We start from the raw sequence: 19,639 nt of genomic DNA, 5'->3' as shown, positions 1-19,639 counted from the left end.
ACTGTCACGATCAAGGATGGTGACAAGGTCTTCGATACGTCGAAGGTGACTGTTAATGATCCTGATAGTGATGGGGACGGCCTGACCGATTCCGAGGAAGAAAAGATCGGAACTGATCCGAATAACCCGGACACCGATGGCGATGGCATCAATGACGGTGATGAGGTCAATGGCACCAAGAACCCGTTCCAGGATGACAAGTCTGATCCGAATGGGAAGCCTGGTAACACTGATCCGCTCAACCCTGACTCGGATGGCGATGGTGTGAATGACGGTGACGAAGTTACTGGTAAGCACAACAATGGCAATCCGACTAATCCGAATAAGGCCGACTCTGATGGTGATGGCGTGACGGATGGGGATGAGAAGAAGGACGGAACCGATCCGAATAACCCGGACACCGACGGCGATGGCATCAATGACGGGGACGAGAAGAAGATTGGTACTGATCCGAAGAATCCGGATACTGACGGGGATGGTATCAATGACGGTGATGAGGTCAATGGCACCAAGAACCCGTTCCAGGATGACAAGTCTGATCCGGATGGGAAGCCTGGTAACACTGACCCGCTCAACCCTGACTCGGATGGCGATGATGTGAATGACGGTGACGAAGTCACTGGTAAGCACAACAATGGCAATCCGACTAATCCGAATAAGGCCGACTCTGATGGTGATGGCGTGACGGATGGGGATGAGAAGAAGGACGGAACCGATCCGAACAACCCGGACACCGACGGTGACGGTGTGAACGACGGTGACGAAAAGAAGGACGGAACCGACCCGAAGAATCCGGACACCGATGGTGACGGTGTGAACGACGGTGACGAAAAGAAGGACGGGACCGACCCGAAGAACCCGGATACTGACGGTGACGGTGTGACTGATGGTCGTGAAAAGGACCTCGGCACCGACCCGAAGAATTCCGACACCGATGGTGACGGCCTGACCGACGGTGACGAAGCCGGCACGGATATCGACGAGAACGGTAAGCCTGCTCGTAATGAGGATGGCACCCCGAAGGTTGATGACTCCAAGGCCACCAAGACCGATCCGAAGAATCCGGATACCGACGGTGACGGGATCACCGACGGTGACGAGGTCAATGGCACCAAGAATCCGTTCAAGGACGATAAGTTCAATAAGGACGGCAAGCCTGGTAACACCGACCCGCTCAACCCGGATACCGATGGCGACGGGGTGAACGACGGTGACGAAGTCACCGGCAAGAACAACGGTGGCAAACCGACCAACCCGAACAAGGCCGACTCTGATGGCGATGGCGTAACCGACGCTGACGAAATCAAGGACGGCACGGACCCGAATAACGCTGACACCGATGGTGACGGCGTGAATGACGGGGACGAGAAGAAGGACGGGACCGATCCGAAGAACCCGGATACCGACGGTGATGGTGTGACTGATGGTCGTGAAAAGGACCTGGGCACCGACCCGAAGAACCCGGATACCGACGGTGACGGCCTGACTGACGGTGAGGAAGCTGGCACGGATATCGACGAGAACGGTAAGCCTGCTCGCAACGAGGATGGCACCCCGAAGGTTGATGACTCCAAGGCCACCAAGACCGATCCGAAGAACCCGGATACCGACGGCGATGGCCTGACGGATGGGGATGAGGTGAATGGCACCAAGAACCCGTTCCAGGATGACAAGTTCAATAAGGACGGTAAGCCTGGTAATACTGATCCGCTCAACCCGGATACCGATGGTGATGGTCTCACTGATGGTGACGAGGTGACGGGCGTGAAGAATGGTGGTAAGCCGACTAACCCGAACAAGGCCGATACCGATGGTGACGGCGTCAATGATGGCGACGAAATCAAGGACGGCACGGACCCGAATAAGGGCGACACCGATGGTGATGGCCTGACCGATGGTGAAGAAAAGGTGATCGGTACTGACCCGAAGAACCCGGACACCGATGGTGACGGGCTCACCGATGGTGACGAGGTCAATGGCACCAAGAACCCGTTCAAGGACGATAAGTTCAATAAGGACGGCAAGCCCGGTAACACTGACCCGCTCAACCCCGATACTGATGGTGATGGGTTGACCGATGGTGATGAGGTGACGGGCGTAAAGAATGGTGGCAAGCCGACTAACCCGAATAAGGCCGATACGGATGGTGACGGTATTAATGACGGTGACGAGATCAAGAACGGCACCGACCCGTTGAACCCGAACGATCCGGGTAAGCCTGCATCGAAGACCAAGAAGGTCAAGAAGACCCTCCAGGTCACTGGTGCAACGAGCGCGGGGCTTGCTGGAACAGCAGCACTGCTCCTGCTCGCTGGCGGGCTAGCCGTGACGCGGCGCCGCAAGGCATAACCAACTGAGCTAGCTGCATGGCTAACGTGAGGGGCTGGTAGGAAATCTATGACGGGTTTCTTACCAGCCCCTTGCTTACTCAATATGGGCGCAGTTTAAGTATTTAGCTCACTTGAACAGGTATTTACATGTCTAGCTCGACTGTATTTTTACGGTAGAAAGATGAATTCTGAAGGTGAAAATAGATTTTACTACTTTAGGAAAGGGGTTACCCTCTTATGGCGATTCCCCCACAGATCCATTTGATTTATTCAATGACCTAGACAAAAAAATTCAAACACTGCGGGAGGGGCAAAAGCGAGTATTATCCGAGTGGCACGGCCGTAGGAATGAGCGAGATTTATTAATTAAAATGAACACGGGCGCTGGAAAAACTCTAGTTGGGTTGCTTATCGCTCGCAGCTGGCTTAACGAGGGCATTCGACCGGTTGCGTATCTCGTTCCCAATAGGTTTTTGATTCGCCAGGTGCAGGCTGAAGCGCAACAATTAGGCATTGAGGTCGCTGAAAATATCAATTCATCGGAGTACCAACAGGGGAATGCAGTTCTCGTCGAGACCTTTCAGAAGCTCTTTAACGGTTTTTCTGTTTTTGGTGTCGGAGGTAATGCTAGTAGGCCCGCCAAAACCCAATTGGCGGGTATTGTTATTGATGACGCTCACGCTTGCGTTTCTCAGGCAAGTGACGTATTCAAGCTCTGTATTAACACTGAAAAAGAGTATCAGGAGCTGCTCCAGCTGTTTGAGGAGGATCTAAAGAAACAATCGCAGCATGGACTGCTAGACCTGAAAGCGAAACGCGCAGATGCTATACAGGAGATTCCGTTTTGGGCATGGCAAAGTAAGCAGGAGCAAGTCGCATCCATCATCCATCCGATTTCAGAAAGTGATGAATTGATGTGGAGCTGGCCGCTTATTGCCGATGTTCTTCCAATATGTACCGCTGTGGTTACTGGTGATGCAATTGAGATATTTCCCCCATGCTTTCCGACGGATACTTTACTCGGATTCGCTTGCGCTCAGCGCAGGGTGTATCTTACAGCCACTCTCCCAGATGATTCGGTTCTGATAAAGCATTTTGGTGCTAAGCCTGAATCTGTCTCAGCTCCAATTTTCTCTTTCGATGCAGGGGATGTGGGGGACCGAATGATCCTGCTTCCTGAAGAGATTGACCCAAATGCGACGGATGAAGAGATCCGGGATTTCATTGTATCTCTTGCGGAAGAGCGAAATGTTGTCGTTATTGTTCCAAGTTGGCAGCGTGCAAAGCGGTGGGAAGATGACGCAGCTTTAGTCCTTGATAAAGATAATATCGACGCGGGGATAAAAGAACTGGAGGAGAATTCTCGCAAAGGCCTTGTGGTATTGGTCAATAGATATGATGGTGTCAATCTGCCCGGCGATGTGTGTCGTATTCTCGTGGTAGATGGTCTTCCTGAGGCTCTTGACGCTTCGGAACGTCTCGCGCAAGCGCACATGGGTAATTCTAAGGCGCTACTTGGCTCTCAAATTCAACGCCTTGAGCAGGGTATGGGAAGGGCAACACGGTCAAATGAAGACTATGCCGTAGTTCTCCTTATGGGGAAGAGATTAATTGAACGTCTAAATCATCCTGAAAGCTACCATCTCTTTTCACCTGTAACTCGGGAACAGCTTGATATAGGAAGAAAATATATAGCTCCAAAGCTGTTTAACTTAGATGATATTCGTGATGTTATCGAACAGTGTCTTGATCGAGATCCTGCATGGATCGACTTTATGAAGGATAGGTTGGAGAGAGTTAAATACTCTCCCGGCGTCAATTCGAGTGCGGCAGAGCTCGAACGTGCCGCATTCAATGCGGCTCTCGGACGAGACTACAAGACAGCAGCTGGATATCAGCAAGAGCTTGTGAATATGCTCCCAGCCAACTCTGCGGTTAAGGCAATACAGACGCAGCGGCTTGCTAAATACACCAATTTCTTTTCCAGGTTACGGGCGCAAAAGATTCAAAAATCGGCACATGACATCAACAAACAGCTTCTTTATCCTGAGAATTTAACCTGCATTGGAGAAGCGGAAGAGCTAATTCGTAAGCAGGCCGAACAGTCCGCAGAGACCCTGCAAAAGTATTCATCGGCAGAGGCCGTTTCACGAGGTTTCGATTCTATTTTAAAGAAACTCGATTGGGGGGTCGACCACAAGGATTTCGAAAAGGCAATGAATGATCTAGCTGAACACATAGGTTTTCATGGCCAACAACCCGATCAAGAAAAGGATCATGGCCCGGACAATCTCTGGGAAGTGAAGCTGGGTGTGTACTATGTGATTGAGGCGAAGAACGAAGTCAAATCGGATAAGCCAATTCCAAAAAGGAATGCCGCGCAATTGTCGCAGGCGATGGACTGGTTTGAAGAAAACCATATAGGCCGAAAGGCAATACCGGTGCTAGTGAATCCGGTTGCGGAGTTTGACTCTCATGCCGCGATCCCGCAGGGGTGCAGAGTGATGGATCGGCAAAGCCTTACAAACCTCAGGAAATCCATAGAAAAGTTCGCTGAAGATCTATCCGAAAATGGGGCATATCGAAACGTTTCTGATGTTGGTAAGCTTCTCAAGCTTTACAAGCTCAACGCAGATTCGTTTATTGAGGCTTATACTGCACGCCCGTGGCACGCGTGAAATCGACTGGTAGCTCTGTAAATTCTGAGTTTATTGCCCTACGGTGAGCATTCTGGCCGTATTTGGATCAGAGTGCCCACCGTAGGGTAGAAAGCTCGGAAATCTATTGCTGTTAGTTCCCGGAGTTACTGCGAATCATTCATGTTCGTAAAGCGACCTCCGCCACGGCCCAGGAATTGCCGGCTTGCATGCACTACGCTGGTGATGCCGCGGTGTGGCACGGCGGCTTCCCTGAGATTGAGAAGGTAGCTCGTCATGTTTGAGACACTGTGCTGCGCCCGCGAATGGACCTTGCGCCCGGGCAGCCTGCTGCGCCGCTCGCTGGTCTGCCTCATCGGCGTGATTCTCACCGCCATCGGCATCACGGTGGCCCTCAAAGGTCACGCCGGCGTGGACCCCTTCACCGCCCTGCTCCAGGGCGTCAGCCATATCACCGGCCTGTCCTTCTCCTGGGTGGTCCCGGTGGTCAATATCGCCCTCATCGCGCTCATCTTCCCCTTCGACCACAAAGTCCTCGGGCTGGGCACCGTCCTCAATTTCACCCTGGTCGGGGTGCTCGTCACCAGCTTCACCAGCATCCTCGACTCCATCTACGTTTTCACGTATTCCATCCCGGGAATGCTCGCCCACCTGGCCATCGGCCTGATGATTTTCGCGCTGGGGCTCTCGCTTTATATCACGCCGGACATCGGCCAGGGCGCCGCCGACTGCATCGTCCCCGTACTCCTGCGCCGCTTCCCGGGCCACTCCTACCGCACCTTCCGCGTGGCCCAGGATTTCATCGTGGTCCTCATCGCCCTCGTGCTGTTCCGCTTCGATTTGAGCAACGGCGTTATCGGCATTGGCACCGCGATTATGGCGCTGGGAATTGGCGTCGTCGTCGATTTCTTTAACCGTACGGTCGCGTACCGTCTTGTTGGTACGACGGCGTCCTACACGGCACGCCCCGCCCCCGCTATCACCGAGGAATAAAACACGGGGCGCGCCGCGGGCGCCGTCGTTATATGTGCTCGTGGGTGATACGCGAAGCAGCGCTACCCGAACCAGCGCTGCACCGCGGCCACGATCTCGCGGTCGAACGCATCATCGGAGTGATGCGCGGCGATCCACTCGCGGAAACTCCCGCCGCAGGCCGCGTCCAGATCCGCCCGACACTGCGCGGTGCGGGTGAGGACCCGGGTCAGCATGGCCGCCGCGGCCGCAATATCACCATCCGGATAGAGGAAGGGATAGTTTTCCGGCAGTAGCGCGCGGGCCCAGGGCACATCCGGGAACACCCCGAGTGCCCCGGCACCCAGGGCCTCCACGTAGGAGAGCCCGTAGGATTCCTCCGCGGCGGTGGCCAGGAAGGCCGTGGTGTGGGCGAGGGCCTGGTAATACGAGGTGCGGGTATCGGTCAGCGGCCCCACGTGCATCCACGGCAGGCGCGAATACCGCATGGCTTTCTCGGAAACCAGGTGTGCTTCGTGCAGACGCATCTCCACCGTGAGCGGGATGAGCTCGCGCACCCGGCTGAGCACATCCATGAAGAAATCGGGGCGTTTGCGCGCCGAGAGGTAAATCGCGGGGTAGAGCACCACCGGGACCTCCGGTTCGCGCCGCTCTTGCACGTGGTCGAGGCGGAAACCGAGATTCACCCAGCCGAGCTTGAGCCGCCCGGCTAGCGGGGGCACCGTCCACTTATTCACCATCTCGCGAATCTCACCGGCGGTGCGCTCCGAATTGGCGAAGGTGGGGAAGAGCGCGCAGGAGAGGGCCACCGGGGCGATCTCCTCCGCGCTGGCCAGGGTGGACACCGGCAGCCACACAAAATTCATGAGGCGCGGGGCGAGCTGGCCCGCGGACGCCTGGCCCGCGGCGGCGTGGCCGGCCGCTGCCCGGCCAGCCTTGCGCAGGCGCGCCCACAGGGCCGGGGTATCATGCACATCCATGGTGATGACCACCGTATCCGGGGCGAGATCTTCCGCGGATACTGCCCTCGGGTCAAGCACCACCGCATCCGGGAAAATACGCAGGAGGCGGCGCAGCAGGGTGGCGCCGGCATCCTGGCCGGCTATTTTTCCTTCCGGGCTGAGCTGAGCGCCGGACCAGTGCACGGCGATATTCATGCCAGGACTCCCTTCTCGGGTTCAGAGGTGGGTTCAGAGGTGAATCCGGATCCGGGTTCGGATTCTGATGCGGATGCAGATTCTGATGCGGATGCGGGCTCGTCCAGCAGCGGATCCTCCGTGGAGGCCTGGATTCGCATGCTGTAGAAGGAGCGGTAAATAAAGACGAGCGCGAGGGCCCCGAAGCACACCGCCAGGCCGGTGACCACCGCGGTGAGATTCTGGGCATTGAGGCTCACGGCCAGCTCCACGGCGAGCAGGCCGAAGAGGGTGGTGAACTTAATAATCGGGTTGAGGGCCACCGAGGAGGTGTCCTTGAACGGATCGCCCACGGTATCACCCACGATGGTGGCATCGTGGAGCGCGGTGCCCTTCGCGTGCAAATCCACCTCCACGATCTTCTTCGCGTTATCCCAGGCCCCGCCCGCATTCGCCATGTAAATAGCCTGGTAGAGGCCGAAAATAGCGATGGAAATGAGGTAGCCGATGAAGAAGTACGGCTCGATAAAGGCGAAGGACAGCGTGGCGAAGAAAACCGCCAGGAAAATCGTGAGCATTCCCTGCTGCGCGTACTGGGTACAAATTTCGACGACGCGCCGCGAGTCATCATGGGAAGCCCGCTCCGCATTCTTATCCAGGTGGATGGAATCCTTGATGAACTCCACCGCCCGGTAGGCCCCCGTGGTCACCGCCTGCATCGACGCCCCGGAGAACCAGAAGATCACCGCACCCCCGCTGATAATCCCCAGCAGGAACGGGGCGTGCATGAGCGACAGCATCTCGATCCCGGCGGTCAGCCCGCCGGTCAGCCCGATAATAATGGAGAAAATCATCGTGGTGGCACCCACCACCGCGGTACCGATGAGCACCGGCTTGGCGGTTGCCTTGAAAGTATTGCCGGCGCCGTCGTTCTCCTCCAACATGAGCTTGGCGCGATCCCACTGCGGCGCGAAACCGAAACCGGAGCGAATGTCGGCGTCGATATCAGGAAGGGCCTCAATGCGGGAGAGCTCGTAAACCGACTGGGCGTTATCGGTCACCGGCCCGTAGGAATCCACCGCGATCGTCACCGGTCCCATGCCCAGGAAACCGAAAGCCACCAGACCGAAAGCGAAAACCGCCGGCGCTAGCATGAACTCGCGCAGGGTGGCATCCGCGATCACGAATGCCCCGGCCATGAGCCCCACAATGGTGATACCCAGCCAGAAAGCGGAGAAATTCCCGGCCACCACGCCGGAGAGAATATTGAGGGAAGCCCCGCCCTGGCGCGAACTTTTCACCACTTCACGCACGTGCCGCGAGGTCGTGGAGGTGAAGACCTTGACCAGCTCCGGGATGAGCGCCCCCGCGAGAGTCCCGCAGGTGACGATCGTGGCGAGCGCGAGCCACAGTGCGCCGTCGTGCCCACCCAAAACGAGCCAGGAGATCCCGTACACGCAAGCAATGCAGAAAATCGAGGTGAGCCACACGAGTGAACTCAGCGGTTTTTCGAAATTGAGGGTGGTGGCCTGCGCGTAGCGGGTCGCGGCCAGGCGCGCATTGAGCCCGTAGGCCAAGGCCGAGGCGATAATCATCGCCACCCGCACCGTGAACACCCACACCAGCAGGGTGGCTTGCAGCGCCGGATCATGAACGGCCAGCACAATAAAGGTCACCAGCGCCACCCCGGTCACCCCGTACGTTTCGAAGCCGTCCGCGGAGGGGCCCACCGAATCCCCGGCATTATCACCCACGCAATCGGCGATAACACCCGGGTTCCGCGGGTCGTCCTCATCAATTTTGAACACGATTTTCATGAGGTCGGAGCCAATATCGGCAATCTTCGTGAAAATACCACCGGCGATGCGCAGGGCCGACGCCCCCAGGGATTCCCCGATGGCGAAGCCAATAAAGCACGCCCCGGCCACATCCGCGGGCAGGAACAGCAAAATGACGAGCATCATCAGCAGTTCCAGGGAAATGAGCACCATCCCGATGGACATCCCCGAACGCAGCGGCACCTGGTGCAGCGGCAGCGGGCGCCCGCGCAGCGAAGCGAAAGCCGTGCGCGCATTGGCCAGGGTGTTCACGCGAATCCCGAACCACGCCACCGCGTAGGACCCGCCCATACCCAGCAGCGAGAACGCCACCACAATCGCGAGCTTGCCCCACGTGAAGCCCACGAGGAACTTGTAGTAGACCACGATCACCGCGGTGATGAAGGCCCAGAGCACCAGCAGGAATCGCCCCTGCTTGACCAGGTAGGCCTTGCAGGTTTCGTAAATCAGGTCCGCGACCTCGGCCATGGCCCGATGCACCGGAAGCTTACGCAGATTCATATACGTGATGAGCCCGAAGCACAGTCCCAGCACGCATACCCCCACCCCGATGAGGAGGAGCAGCCGGCCGGAAACCCCGCCCACCGCGCTCACGCCCGACAGGTCAGGCAGTACGATATTTGCTTCACCTCCGTGCACAGTTGCCGCACCGGCGGGCGCGCTCGCGGATGCGGCGCACGAACCTAGGGCAACGGGAGCCAGCGCGAGCGCCCCGAGCAGGGGGAGCAGCCGGCGTGGACGCGAGGTGTTCTTGTGTGTGGATACAGAAAAACAACGTCCCATAATTACCTCGACATAAAATGATGAGGCTCCTTTGCCTCTCTTTCATCCTAGGTCGGCCGGGCGATCAGTAATAGGGACCAGGTACGACGACGCCACACAAGTGTGCGCCACTTTCGCCGCGAGAGGCCGGTCGTCGCCGCGTCTAGGCCCGAGGTCCCACGGTGGGTGGGTCTTTCGGTGCGGGGGCTTTCGGTGCGGGGTCTTTCGGGGTGTCCGGACAGGCACTCTGAGCCGGGCGGGCCAGACCGAGCGCTCTGAACCGGGCGGACTAGATCGCGCTTTCTGAACCGGCGAGGCACTACGTGTTTTCAGAGCTGTACTTCATTTGTCGTACGTTTGAAGTACACCTCAGGAAAAACACCCCGCCCCGCCGCTGCGGAGCTCCGGCTCTGCGGGCGCGCGAGGCGGACTGCGTATGTGGATTGGCTGGGGATGGGGTGAGTCATATCGGTATACCGGTGTTGCAGATGGGTTTGGTTGGCGTAGTGGTACTGGAGAACGTCGGGCCTGACAGAGTGGTACTGCACGACAGAAAATCGGGTATTGGTTGTAGCTCCAGTACCACTTTGTTCGTGATCGCCGCGGGTGCCCTCTCGGAGACCGGAAAATGCATCCTCTCGACCGTAGGTCTTGTGGAAAGCAACGCTATGACGGCGGGGCCCACAGAAAGCAACGCTATGGCGGTAGGTGCCGCAGAAAGCAACGTCATGACGGCGGGGCCCACAGAAAGCAACGCTATGGCGGTAGGTGCCGCAGAAAGCAACGCTATGGCGGTAGGTGCCGCAGAAAGCAACCCCAGTGCATGATTTGGAAAACTTAATGTATTTGCTGTTGCATTTTGTGCGGAGCGGGAAGTGGGGCACATGGAAGTGGGACAAAGCACCGCTCCCCGAACGGCGGACCGAAGTCCGAGGTTCGGGGAGCGGTGTTATTGGCCAGTTTCCAGCCCGGCGCCTCATGCCAGCTCAGCGCCCGGCACCTGTTCAGCGCCCAGCGCCCAGCGCTTAGCAGCAGCCGGTGGAGACATTCTCCTCGTCGAAGGCTGCGCGCTGACGCCAGAAATCACGTTCGGCAAGCGGCGGATGATCGGGGTGTTCACGGGCATGCCGGGCTACGTATTTGTCGTAGGCCGATTCGCCGGTGAAGTCCCGCCACAGGCTGCGAGCATGTGCCGCGAAGGCGCGAAGCTGGGTAATAAACATGGACCTGATCTCCTAGTGCTGGGCGGACTCGGAAGAATCCGCGTCGCTGGCAGAGCCCGCCTTGGCTGCGGGCGCCGTCGTACCAGAACCATCGCCAGAACCATCGCCAGAACCAGCACCCGCACCGTGCGGTGCCGCGCCCTTACGGTGATCGAAACCGGGAATCAACGCCGGGTCGCCCACGACGGCGTATTCCGCCACCACCTTCTTCTCCAACTTGGTCGGGAAGAGCTGGGTGGGTGCGTAGAAGTTGGACTCCCGGTAGGGATCCTCGGAAGTGACGTACTTCTTCGCGGCAATCACCCGGATGATCTTGATCATCGCGCAAACCAGCACGAAGGCCACCGTGGCCAGGAAGATCACGGAGAGCCATCCCTGGATGAAGGTGTTACGCACAATCGCGGACTGGATACCGATGGCTTCGGTATCGCCGGCGGCCTGCGCCTTGGCGAGGGCCGCCTTCGCGTTGGTGTTCTGGGTGAAGTACCCGATGGCGGCGTCGGTGGAGAAAATCTTCTGCCAGGACGCCGCGAAGGTGACCACCAGGTCGAAGGTTGCGGCAATGCCCGGGATCCAAGCCCATTTCGCCCAGCCCTTATTGACCACCACCACGGTGCACAAAATAAGCGCCAGGGCGGCGATGAGCTGGTTGGCTACGCCGAAGAGCGGGTAGAGGGTTTGGATACCACCGCGCGGGTCGGTCACGCCCATGAGCAGCAGCGAACCCCAGGCCGCCACCACCACGGCCGTGGTAATCCACGCGCCCACTCGCCAGGAGGGATCCTTGAACTTGGGCAGCACATTGCCCAGGGCGTCGCCCAGCTGGAAGCGGGCCACGCGGGTCACAGCGTCCACCGCGGAGAGGATGAAGAGCGCCTCGAACATAATCGCGAAGTGGTACCAGAAGCCCATCATGGCCTGGCCGCCACCTACCTGGTGCAGAATATGGGCGATAGCTACCGCGAGGGTGGGCGCACCACCGGTACGCGAGGTGATGGAGGTTTCCCCAACGTCCTCGGCGACCTTGTCGAAGGCCTCCGCTCCCACGTAGGTTTTCTCATTTCCGTTCTCATCCCAGGATTCCCACCGGGCTTCCACCGAATTGCCGTGGGTATCGGTGACCGCGAGGTTTTGCACCGCGGCAGCCGAAAGTTCGGCGCGGTTATCGGTCATCTGCACGATGGCCGTGCCCGCCAGCTTATCGGTGGTGTGCTCGGAGGTATTCATACCGAAGTAGATACCCATATTGAGGGAGGAGGCCGCAGCCAGCGCCATAATTGCCACGAAGGATTCCATGAGCATGCCGCCGTAGCCGATCATGCGCACCTGGGATTCCTTCTGGATCATCTTCGGGGAAGTACCTGAGGACACCGTTGCGTGCATCCCGGAGAGCGCCCCGCAGGCGATGGTAATAAAGAGGAAGGGGAAGAGTTCCCCGGCGAACACCGGCCCGTCCGTATTCGAGGCGAATTCGGTGACGGCCGGCATTTCCACCAGCGGGCGCACGATGAGGATGCCCAACGCCAGCACCACAATGGTGCCGACCTTCATGAAGGTGGACAGGTAGTCACGCGGGGTGAGGAGCAGCCATACCGGCAGCACCGCCGCGAAGAAACCGTACACAATCATGCACCACACGAGGGTGGTGGGGGATAGGTGCAGGAAAGCCTGGCCGAAATCGGATTCCGCCACGTAGCGGCCCCCGATAATCGCACCGAGCAGCGCAATGAACCCAACAATAGACACCATCGTGATATTGCCGGGCTGCACGAAACGCAGCCACAGGCCCATACACAGCGCAATGGGGATGGTCATACCGACGGCGAAAACGCCCCACGGCGAATCGGCCAGCGCGTTCACGCAGATCATGGCGAGCACGGCCAGCACGATCATGAGCATGACGAGGATCATGACCGCGGCCACGGCCCCGCCGACCTTCCCGATTTCGTCCACGGCCATCTGGCCGAGGCTGCGCCCGCCACGACGCATAGAGAAGAAGAGGACAAGCATGTCCTGGACGGCACCGGCCACGCACACCCCGAAGATAATCCACAGGGTGCCGGGCAGGTAGCCCATCTGGGCGGCCAGTACCGGGCCCACCAGCGGGCCGGCACCGGCGATAGCGGCGAAGTGATGCCCGTAGAGGACCACGCGGTTCGTCGGGTCGAAGTCGCGTCCGTTATTGATGCGTTCGGCCGGCGTCGCGTTGGAATCGTCGGGCTTCATAATGGTTTTTTGAATAAAGAGCGCGTAGAAGCGGTAGGCGATCATGTAGGTGCAGACCGACGTCACCACGAACCACGCGGTATTAACTTGTTCACCGCGATAGAAGGCGAGCATGTACCAGCCCGCAACACCGAGGGCTGTGACGAGGACCCACACCGCGATGCGCGGCAGCGTCCACTTCGTATGCGGTTTTGTTCCGACCGGAACACCATGGCGGTTCCGGATAATATATTTTTCCTCTTCCTCGGAATACTGAGGAAGAGCAGTGTCAGCTGGTGCACTCATAGCTGAAACTCCATTTATATGGGCCGGCGCTGTCCGCGTGGACGGCAGCGCTGGCATCTCGAGCGGATTCTCGGTTGAGTACCCGGGTGGCGTACGCCACCACCTCCAATAATAAACGGGTGCAACAGTGTTGCGTTAACTTACGTTGGCGTTACCGGCCCGTTTGTGAGCTAGACCACCTAAATTGTGGCTTGCCGCGATGAAGTGCGACGACGCCGCCAGCTGCCCGCGGGTTGGTTTGCGGCGTAAATGGCTCCCTCGAGCCGTTTTCTCCCCAATCGCAAGATGTAGGGGTGGCGGGCGGCCGATGCCCCTAGGGGTAGTGGTGAGAGTGTATGTATGCCGCGAAACGCGGCCCTGTGAAAATGTGTCACACATCATAAAATGGGCGGGGTGGAGCTGAGAGTGGCGCGACGTCGCCCTTTACGGGGGTGGTGGGGATGCCCGCGGCGCAAAAAACGCGCCCGTGTGGCCTACAAAGCACACCGGTGTCATTCCGGACGACTACTATATGTAGTGTTCGATTTTTACGGAGGCACAAGATGTTGATTGATACCTCAACGACCACGGGGGTAGCTGTTACCAAGCGTGACGGTCGGTCGGTTAGCTTTGACGCCGGTAAGATCTACCGCGCAATCGCGCTGGCAATGAACAGCCAGGGCATTGACGATTACGCATTCGTTGAAGAAGCCACCCGTACGGTGATCGATCATCTTGATGCTGAGAAGCTTGACGTTCCCACCATTCAAACGGAAGTGGAAAACGTGCTCATGGCCTCCCGCTACCCGCAGGTGGCGCGTGCCTATATCGAATACCGCCACGATCGCGATACCGCGCGCGAACAGGCCATGGATATTTCGCGTTCCCTGGATAAGCTCATGCAGCGCGATAAGACCGTGGTCAATGAGAACGCGAACAAGGACTCCACTGTATTTAACACCCAGCGTGATTTGACCGCGGGTGCGGTGGCCAAGGCATACGCTCTCAAGTACCTGCTGCCCCCGGCGGTGGCCAATGCTCATATTAAGGGCGATATCCACTTCCACGATCTGGATTACAACCCCTTCCAGCCCATGACCAATTGCTGCCTCATCGATATTGAAGGCATGCTGCGCGATGGTTTCCAGATCGGCAACGCCCGGGTGGAATCCCCGCGTTCCATTAACACCGCAACCGCGCAGATCGCCCAAATCATCGCGAATGTGGCCTCCAGCCAGTACGGTGGCTGCTCGGTGGATCGCTGCGATGAGGTGCTTGCCCCCTACGCGGAACTCAATTACGCCAAGCACCTCAAGGATGCGCAGCGCTGGGTCGCTGAAGATAAGCGCGATGAGTACTGCTGGGAAAAGACGAAGAAAGACATCTACGATGCCATGCAGTCCCTGGAGTATGAGATCAATACTCTCTACTCCTCGAACGGGCAGACTCCTTTCGTCACCCTTGGTTTCGGCTTGGGTACCAACCGTTTCGAACGCGAAATCCAGAAGGCAATCCTCACCATTCGCATTAAGGGCATCGGGGCCGATGGCCACACCGCGATCTTCCCGAAGCTGGTTTTCGGGCTGCGCCGCGGAGTTAACCTCAATCCCGAGGATCCTAATTACGACGTCAAGCAGCTCGCGCTGGAATGCTCCACGAAGCGCATGTATCCGGATGTCCTCTCTTATGATCGCCTCACCGAACTGGAAGGTGATTACAAGGCTCCGATGGGCTGCCGTTCCTTCCTGCCCAAGTGGGTGGATCCGGAAACCGGTGAGGCCGTGAACGCCGGGCGTAATAACCTGGGCGTGGTCACTCTCAACGTGCCGCGTATTGCACTGCAGGCGCGCGGGGATAAGCAGCGTTTCTGGAAGATCTTTGATGAGCGCATGCAGGTGGTTAAGGAAGCTCTGGTCTACCGCGCCCAGCGCTGCGAGGATGCCACTCCGGAAAACGCCCCCATTCTCTACCGCTACGGTGCCCTGGGTATCCGCGCGGAAGAGGGCGATGAGGATGTGACCAAGTTCTTCCACAACCAGCGTTCCACGCTGTCCATTGGCTACATCGGCCTGTACGAAGCGGCTACCGCGTTCTACGGCCCCGAGTGGGAGCACAATGCCGAAGCAAAGGAATTCACGCTGGATATCGTGCGCCGCCTGAGCGCGTACGCTGACCAGTGGAAGAAGGAGTACCCCTACTGGTTCTCCGTTTACTCCACCCCGGCCGAGTCCCTGACCAACCGTTTCTGCTCCATGGACCGCGAGCGTTTCGGTGCGGTTCCGGATATCACCGCGAAGGATTACTACACAAATTCCTTCCATTACGATGTGCGCAAGAAGATCACTCCCTTCGAGAAGATCGACTTCGAAGCGCCCTACGCGGAGTACACCAAGGGTGGCTTCATCCACTATTGCGAGTACCCCAAGCTGACCCACAACACCGCGGCTCTGGAAGCGGTATGGGATTACGCTTACGATAAGGTGGCCTACCTGGGTACCAATACCCCGATTGATAAGTGCTACGAATGTGGCTTCAGCGGGGAATTCGATCCCACGGCGGAAGGCTTCAAGTGCCCGAACTGCGGCAATGATGATCCCGACCGTTGCGACGTCGTCAAGCGGACCTGCGGGTACCTCGGCAACCCGGTCAAGCGCCCCATGGTGCACGGCCGGCACGAGGAAATCATTTCCCGTGTCAAGCACATGGACGGTCCCTGCGCCTAAGCTCCTCGCGGGCGCACTATCGCAAGGCTCCCCGCACTCGGCGAATGTGCCGGGCGCGGGGAGTATTGCGACTCAGGGACTGTGAAAAGGTAAGGAAGAATGCGAGAATTGCGCCTGCTCACCACCCCGCCGGATGCTCCGGGGGTGCACCAGCCCAAGCGCCCGGGCGCCTGGGATGGGCGGCGCCTGTCCCGCAGCTACGTTGCCGATTACAAGCCCTTTGTCATGGTGGACGGGGAAGGGGTACGCTGCGCAATTTACGTATCCGGGTGCCCCTTCAAATGCCCGGGCTGCTATAACGTGGCGGCCCAGAGTTTCCGCTACGGCACCCCCTATACCGAAGAACTCGAAGAACGCATCCTCGCGGACTGCGCGAAAAGCTACGTGGCCGGGGTGTCCTTCGTGGGCGGGGAACCTTTCCTCAATACCCCGGTTCTCCTGCCTTTGGCGCGGCGTTTCCGCGAGCGCTTCGGGAATACCAAAACAATTTGGAGCTGGAGTGGATACACCTTCGAGCAGCTCCTGGAAGAAACCGAAGATAAACGCGAACTTCTTTCTCACGTGGACGTGCTGGTGGACGGGCCCTTTATCCAATCCCAGTTCATTCGGGACCTGACCTTCCGCGGCTCGAAGAATCAGCGCATTATCGACGTACCCGAAACATTTGCCGCTATGCAAGCCGGGTGCGAAGCCCCGGTGCGGCTCTGGAAAAATGGAGATTACGACTAACGTGACCAGTACTCACCCCGCCGCTCAGGAACCTGCCGCCCGGCCGCCGGCAACGATGCCGCGCCGCAGCCGCGTTCTTATCGGAACACTTCTCGCCATTATGACCACCGGGGCGCTCACCGCCTTCTCTATTTTTGTGCGCCCGCTCGCCGCCAGCCGCGGCTGGGCACCCCCGGATATTATGTTGGCCTTCGGGCTCGCCTCCCTGGTGGTGCCCTTCATTATGATCGCTTCGGGTACGCTGCTGCGGCGCGGCTACGCGGCCCAGATGATGGCGGTGGGCGGTATCTGCTTCGGGCTGGGGCATATCCTGGCCGGCCTGGCACCTTCCCTCTCGCTTTTCGTGCTCAGCTACGGGCTGGTCACCGGCGGCGGCCAGGGCCTCTTCTACTCGGCCGCGCTCACGAATACCATGCGTTTCTTCCCCGACCGGCGCGGTATGGTGGCCGGGCTGATCACCGCGGGGATGGGAATCGGCCCCATGATCATCGCCCCGGCCGGCCAGCACCTCATCGCCGGATACGGCGTGCGCAGCGCCCTCGTGATTCTCGGAATCGCTTTCACGGTCATTAACGCCGCTGCGGTTATCTTCCTGGTGCGTCCCTTCCGGGAAGAATACGGGGCCTATTTGCCCCGCCCGGCGGGCACCGGCGCAGCCGCCGGGCCGCGCGCGAGCCTCAGCCCGCGCCAGATGCTCGCCACTCCCACGTTCTGGCTCATCCTCGCTATTTTCGTTACGGCCGCGTTCGGTGGCATCATGGTGAACGCCAATATGGCGCCGCTTGCCACCAGTATTGGGTTCGACGCCGCAACCGCGGCTCTCACCGTCTCGCTTTTCGCGGTCGCGAACGCGGCCGGGCGGCTGGCCTGGGGCTGGCTTTCCGACCGTATCGGCATCCCGCTGTGCCTGGTGGCGGTGCTCGGTTGCGCGGCCGGTGGGCTCGCGCTTCTTGCGCTATCCGGGCGCGGGGCGACGGCGCTCTTCCTCACCGGAGCCATCCTCGTGGCCCTGGCTTTCGGGGGCACCATGAGTCTCTTCGCGCCGCTGACCATGCAAAGCTTCGGGCCGCGCCATAACGGAACCAACTACGGCCTCATGTTCCTCGGTTTCTCACTGGCCGCCGTCGTCGCCCCACGCTGGGCCGCGGCAAGTGCCGGTGCGCACGGGGGCTCCTTCACGCCCGCGCTCTGGGGAGCTTGCGTACTGGCAGCGGTCGGTCTTTTCTTGGCCGGACTTTTCCGCTGGTGGAAAGCGCGCTCACCACAGCGCTGAGCTTTCCCGTAAAGTGAAAGAAACAAGGAGGTAGCTATGGCTCAGCTCTCTGCCCGGCGTATCGGGCATCTTCATTTCACCGCCGTTAATGATCGCGGTGCCAGCGTGGAAATCGGGAAAGGCCCCGAACAATTTACCCCCGGGGAACTCATGCAGCTGGCGGTGGCCGGGTGCCAGGCCCTCAGCGCGGATTCCCGTTTTGAGCAGGCGCTCGGGGAGGATTATCACGCCACGTTCACGGTGAGTGCGGATGCGAACCGCGAGGAAAACCGCTTCACCGCTTTCCATACCGCCCTCGAGGTGGAATTTGCCGATATGCCAGAAGAGGCACGCGCCGCGCTACTGGGGCGGGTGGACCGCGCCATTGAGCGGGCGTGCACGGTGGGCCGCACTCTCGACCACCCCGCCCCGCACAACCTGGAAATCCGCAACGCTGCGGGTAACTAGGATGCCTTCGGGTACCACTGAGAAAGGACAGCAAGCATGAGTACCGCTAGCTTGAGCGCCGCCGGAGTGAGTATCTGGCTGGATGATCTATCCCGCGAGCGTATTGCCTCCGGGAATCTCGCTTCCCTCATCGATACACATACAGTGCGGGGCGTGACCACGAATCCCACAATTTTCGCCGCGGCCCTGCGCAACGGGGAAAGCTATACCGAGCAGGTGGCCGCCACCGCGGCGGCCGGCAAGGATGGCGACGAGGCCATTTTCGACATCATTATCAAGGACGTGCAGGACGCCTGCGATATTTTCCGCCCTATCTTTGAGGAAACAGGCGGGGAAGACGGGCGTGTTTCCATCGAAGTTTCCCCGGAATTAGCACACGATACCTCGGCTACCGTGGCCCAGGCCCGCCAGCTGTGGGACCGGGTGAACCGCCCGAATGCCATGATCAAAATCCCGGCCACGAAGGAAGGCCTGCCCGCTATTACCGAAGTGATCGGGCACGGGATCTCCGTGAACGTCACCCTGATTTTCTCCCTGGCGCGCTACGGCGAGGTCGTGGATGCCTACCTCGCCGGCCTGGAAAAGGCCCAGCGTTCCGGGCATGCCCTCAGCGATATTCACTCGGTGGCTTCGCTTTTCGTTTCCCGCGTGGATACTGAAGTGGATGCCCGCCTGGAGAAGATCGGTACCGAGGAAGCCCTGGCACTACGCGGCAAGGCCGGGGTAGCCAATGCCCGCCTGGTCTACGAAATCTTCGAGAAGAAATTCGCGTCCGAACGTTTCACCGTGCTGGCCGCGGACCACGCGCATGCCCAGCGCCCGCTGTGGGCATCCACCGGGGTGAAGAACCCGAATTACCCGGATACCCTCTACGTTACCGAGCTGGTGGCTCCCGCAACCGTCAATACCATGCCGGAGAAAACCCTGGAGGCCACCGCGGATCACGCGGACATCACCGGGGATACCGTGCGTGAAAACTACGGGCAGGCACACCGGGTCTTCGAGGAACTCGCCGCGGTGGGCGTGGATATGGGCGACGTTGCCGCCCAGCTCGAGCGC

General features: G+C 59.2%; 13 protein-coding genes. 9 read left to right on the top strand and 4 right to left on the bottom strand.

Annotated features, from left to right (window positions below; translation table 11 throughout):
* The 3 genes from ACRQFC_RS08295 to ACRQFC_RS08285 form a co-directional block, all read left to right on the top strand.
* The coding region (locus ACRQFC_RS08295) for a hypothetical protein (protein ID WP_435734667.1) at positions 1–2,349 on the top strand (2,349 nt) is incomplete at its 5' end.
* Positions 2,350–2,524: 175 nt separating this feature from the next.
* Complete coding sequence (locus tag ACRQFC_RS08290) at positions 2,525–5,008, top strand: DEAD/DEAH box helicase family protein (protein WP_284897288.1); 2,484 nt, start codon at positions 2,525–2,527, stop codon at positions 5,006–5,008.
* A 255-nt stretch (positions 5,009–5,263) separates the two neighbouring features.
* A complete protein-coding gene (locus ACRQFC_RS08285) occupies positions 5,264–5,980 on the top strand; it encodes a YczE/YyaS/YitT family protein (RefSeq protein WP_284897289.1) in 717 nt (238 codons plus the stop codon).
* A gap of 62 nt (positions 5,981–6,042) precedes the next feature.
* On the opposite strand, the gene ACRQFC_RS08280 is transcribed toward ACRQFC_RS08285, so the two are convergent.
* Entirely contained in the window at positions 6,043–7,116 is a 1,074-nt protein-coding gene (locus ACRQFC_RS08280) for a glycosyltransferase family protein (protein ID WP_284897291.1), read from the bottom strand.
* The gene (locus tag ACRQFC_RS08275; protein ID WP_016441688.1) at positions 7,113–9,716 is read right to left on the bottom strand and encodes a sodium-translocating pyrophosphatase; all 2,604 of its coding nucleotides are present in this window, start codon (positions 9,714–9,716) and stop codon (positions 7,113–7,115) included. Before ACRQFC_RS08275 ends, ACRQFC_RS08280 begins: the two co-directional genes overlap by 4 nt.
* A gap of 437 nt (positions 9,717–10,153) precedes the next feature.
* Between ACRQFC_RS08275 and ACRQFC_RS08270 the strand changes: the two genes are divergently transcribed.
* Entirely contained in the window at positions 10,154–10,522 is a 369-nt protein-coding gene (locus tag ACRQFC_RS08270) for a hypothetical protein (protein WP_231366633.1), read from the top strand.
* A gap of 198 nt (positions 10,523–10,720) precedes the next feature.
* Here the strand turns inward: ACRQFC_RS08270 and ACRQFC_RS08265 are convergent, their stop codons facing one another.
* Both ACRQFC_RS08265 and ACRQFC_RS08260 read right to left on the bottom strand, forming a co-directional pair.
* Positions 10,721–10,918, bottom strand: a complete 198-nt coding sequence (locus tag ACRQFC_RS08265; RefSeq protein ID WP_016441686.1) for a YbdD/YjiX family protein — start codon at positions 10,916–10,918, stop codon at positions 10,721–10,723.
* A 12-nt stretch (positions 10,919–10,930) separates the two neighbouring features.
* Positions 10,931–13,429 (bottom strand): carbon starvation CstA family protein, encoded by a 2,499-nt coding sequence (locus ACRQFC_RS08260; protein ID WP_435734666.1) that lies wholly within the window; start codon positions 13,427–13,429, stop codon positions 10,931–10,933.
* A gap of 542 nt (positions 13,430–13,971) precedes the next feature.
* Here ACRQFC_RS08260 and nrdD point away from each other — a divergent pair.
* From nrdD to tal, 5 genes are all read left to right on the top strand, one after another.
* The gene (gene nrdD / locus ACRQFC_RS08255) at positions 13,972–16,131 is read left to right on the top strand and encodes an anaerobic ribonucleoside-triphosphate reductase (protein ID WP_016441684.1); all 2,160 of its coding nucleotides are present in this window, start codon (positions 13,972–13,974) and stop codon (positions 16,129–16,131) included.
* 99 nt (positions 16,132–16,230) lie between these two features.
* Positions 16,231–16,860 carry an anaerobic ribonucleoside-triphosphate reductase activating protein gene (gene nrdG / locus ACRQFC_RS08250; RefSeq protein ID WP_016441683.1) on the top strand — a complete coding sequence of 210 codons (630 nt, stop codon included), beginning with the start codon at positions 16,231–16,233 and terminating at the stop codon, positions 16,858–16,860.
* A 1-nt stretch (position 16,861) separates the two neighbouring features.
* Entirely contained in the window at positions 16,862–18,133 is a 1,272-nt protein-coding gene (locus tag ACRQFC_RS08245) for an OFA family MFS transporter (protein WP_284897297.1), read from the top strand.
* A gap of 36 nt (positions 18,134–18,169) precedes the next feature.
* A complete protein-coding gene (locus ACRQFC_RS08240) occupies positions 18,170–18,580 on the top strand; it encodes an OsmC family protein (RefSeq protein ID WP_126135389.1) in 411 nt (136 codons plus the stop codon).
* A 36-nt stretch (positions 18,581–18,616) separates the two neighbouring features.
* The coding region (gene tal / locus ACRQFC_RS08235) for a transaldolase (RefSeq protein WP_435734665.1) at positions 18,617–19,639 on the top strand (1,023 nt) is incomplete at its 3' end.

The organism is Actinotignum inguinis (assembly GCF_051265835.1).
GTDB lineage: Bacteria > Actinomycetota > Actinomycetes > Actinomycetales > Actinomycetaceae > Actinotignum > Actinotignum timonense.
This window is presented reverse-complemented; position numbering and strand designations above follow the sequence as displayed.

Coding starts and splice junctions, on each gene's coding strand:
- nrdG (WP_016441683.1), top strand. CDS start 16,231: ATGCGAGAATTGCGCCTGCTCACCACCCCGCCGGATGCTCCGGGGGTG.
- nrdD (WP_016441684.1), top strand. CDS start 13,972: ATGTTGATTGATACCTCAACGACCACGGGGGTAGCTGTTACCAAGCGT.
- ACRQFC_RS08265 (WP_016441686.1), bottom strand. CDS start 10,918: ATGTTTATTACCCAGCTTCGCGCCTTCGCGGCACATGCTCGCAGCCTG.
- ACRQFC_RS08240 (WP_126135389.1), top strand. CDS start 18,170: ATGGCTCAGCTCTCTGCCCGGCGTATCGGGCATCTTCATTTCACCGCC.
- ACRQFC_RS08275 (WP_016441688.1), bottom strand. CDS start 9,716: ATGGGACGTTGTTTTTCTGTATCCACACACAAGAACACCTCGCGTCCA.
- ACRQFC_RS08280 (WP_284897291.1), bottom strand. CDS start 7,116: ATGAATATCGCCGTGCACTGGTCCGGCGCTCAGCTCAGCCCGGAAGGA.
- ACRQFC_RS08285 (WP_284897289.1), top strand. CDS start 5,264: ATGTTTGAGACACTGTGCTGCGCCCGCGAATGGACCTTGCGCCCGGGC.
- ACRQFC_RS08260 (WP_435734666.1), bottom strand. CDS start 13,429: ATGAGTGCACCAGCTGACACTGCTCTTCCTCAGTATTCCGAGGAAGAG.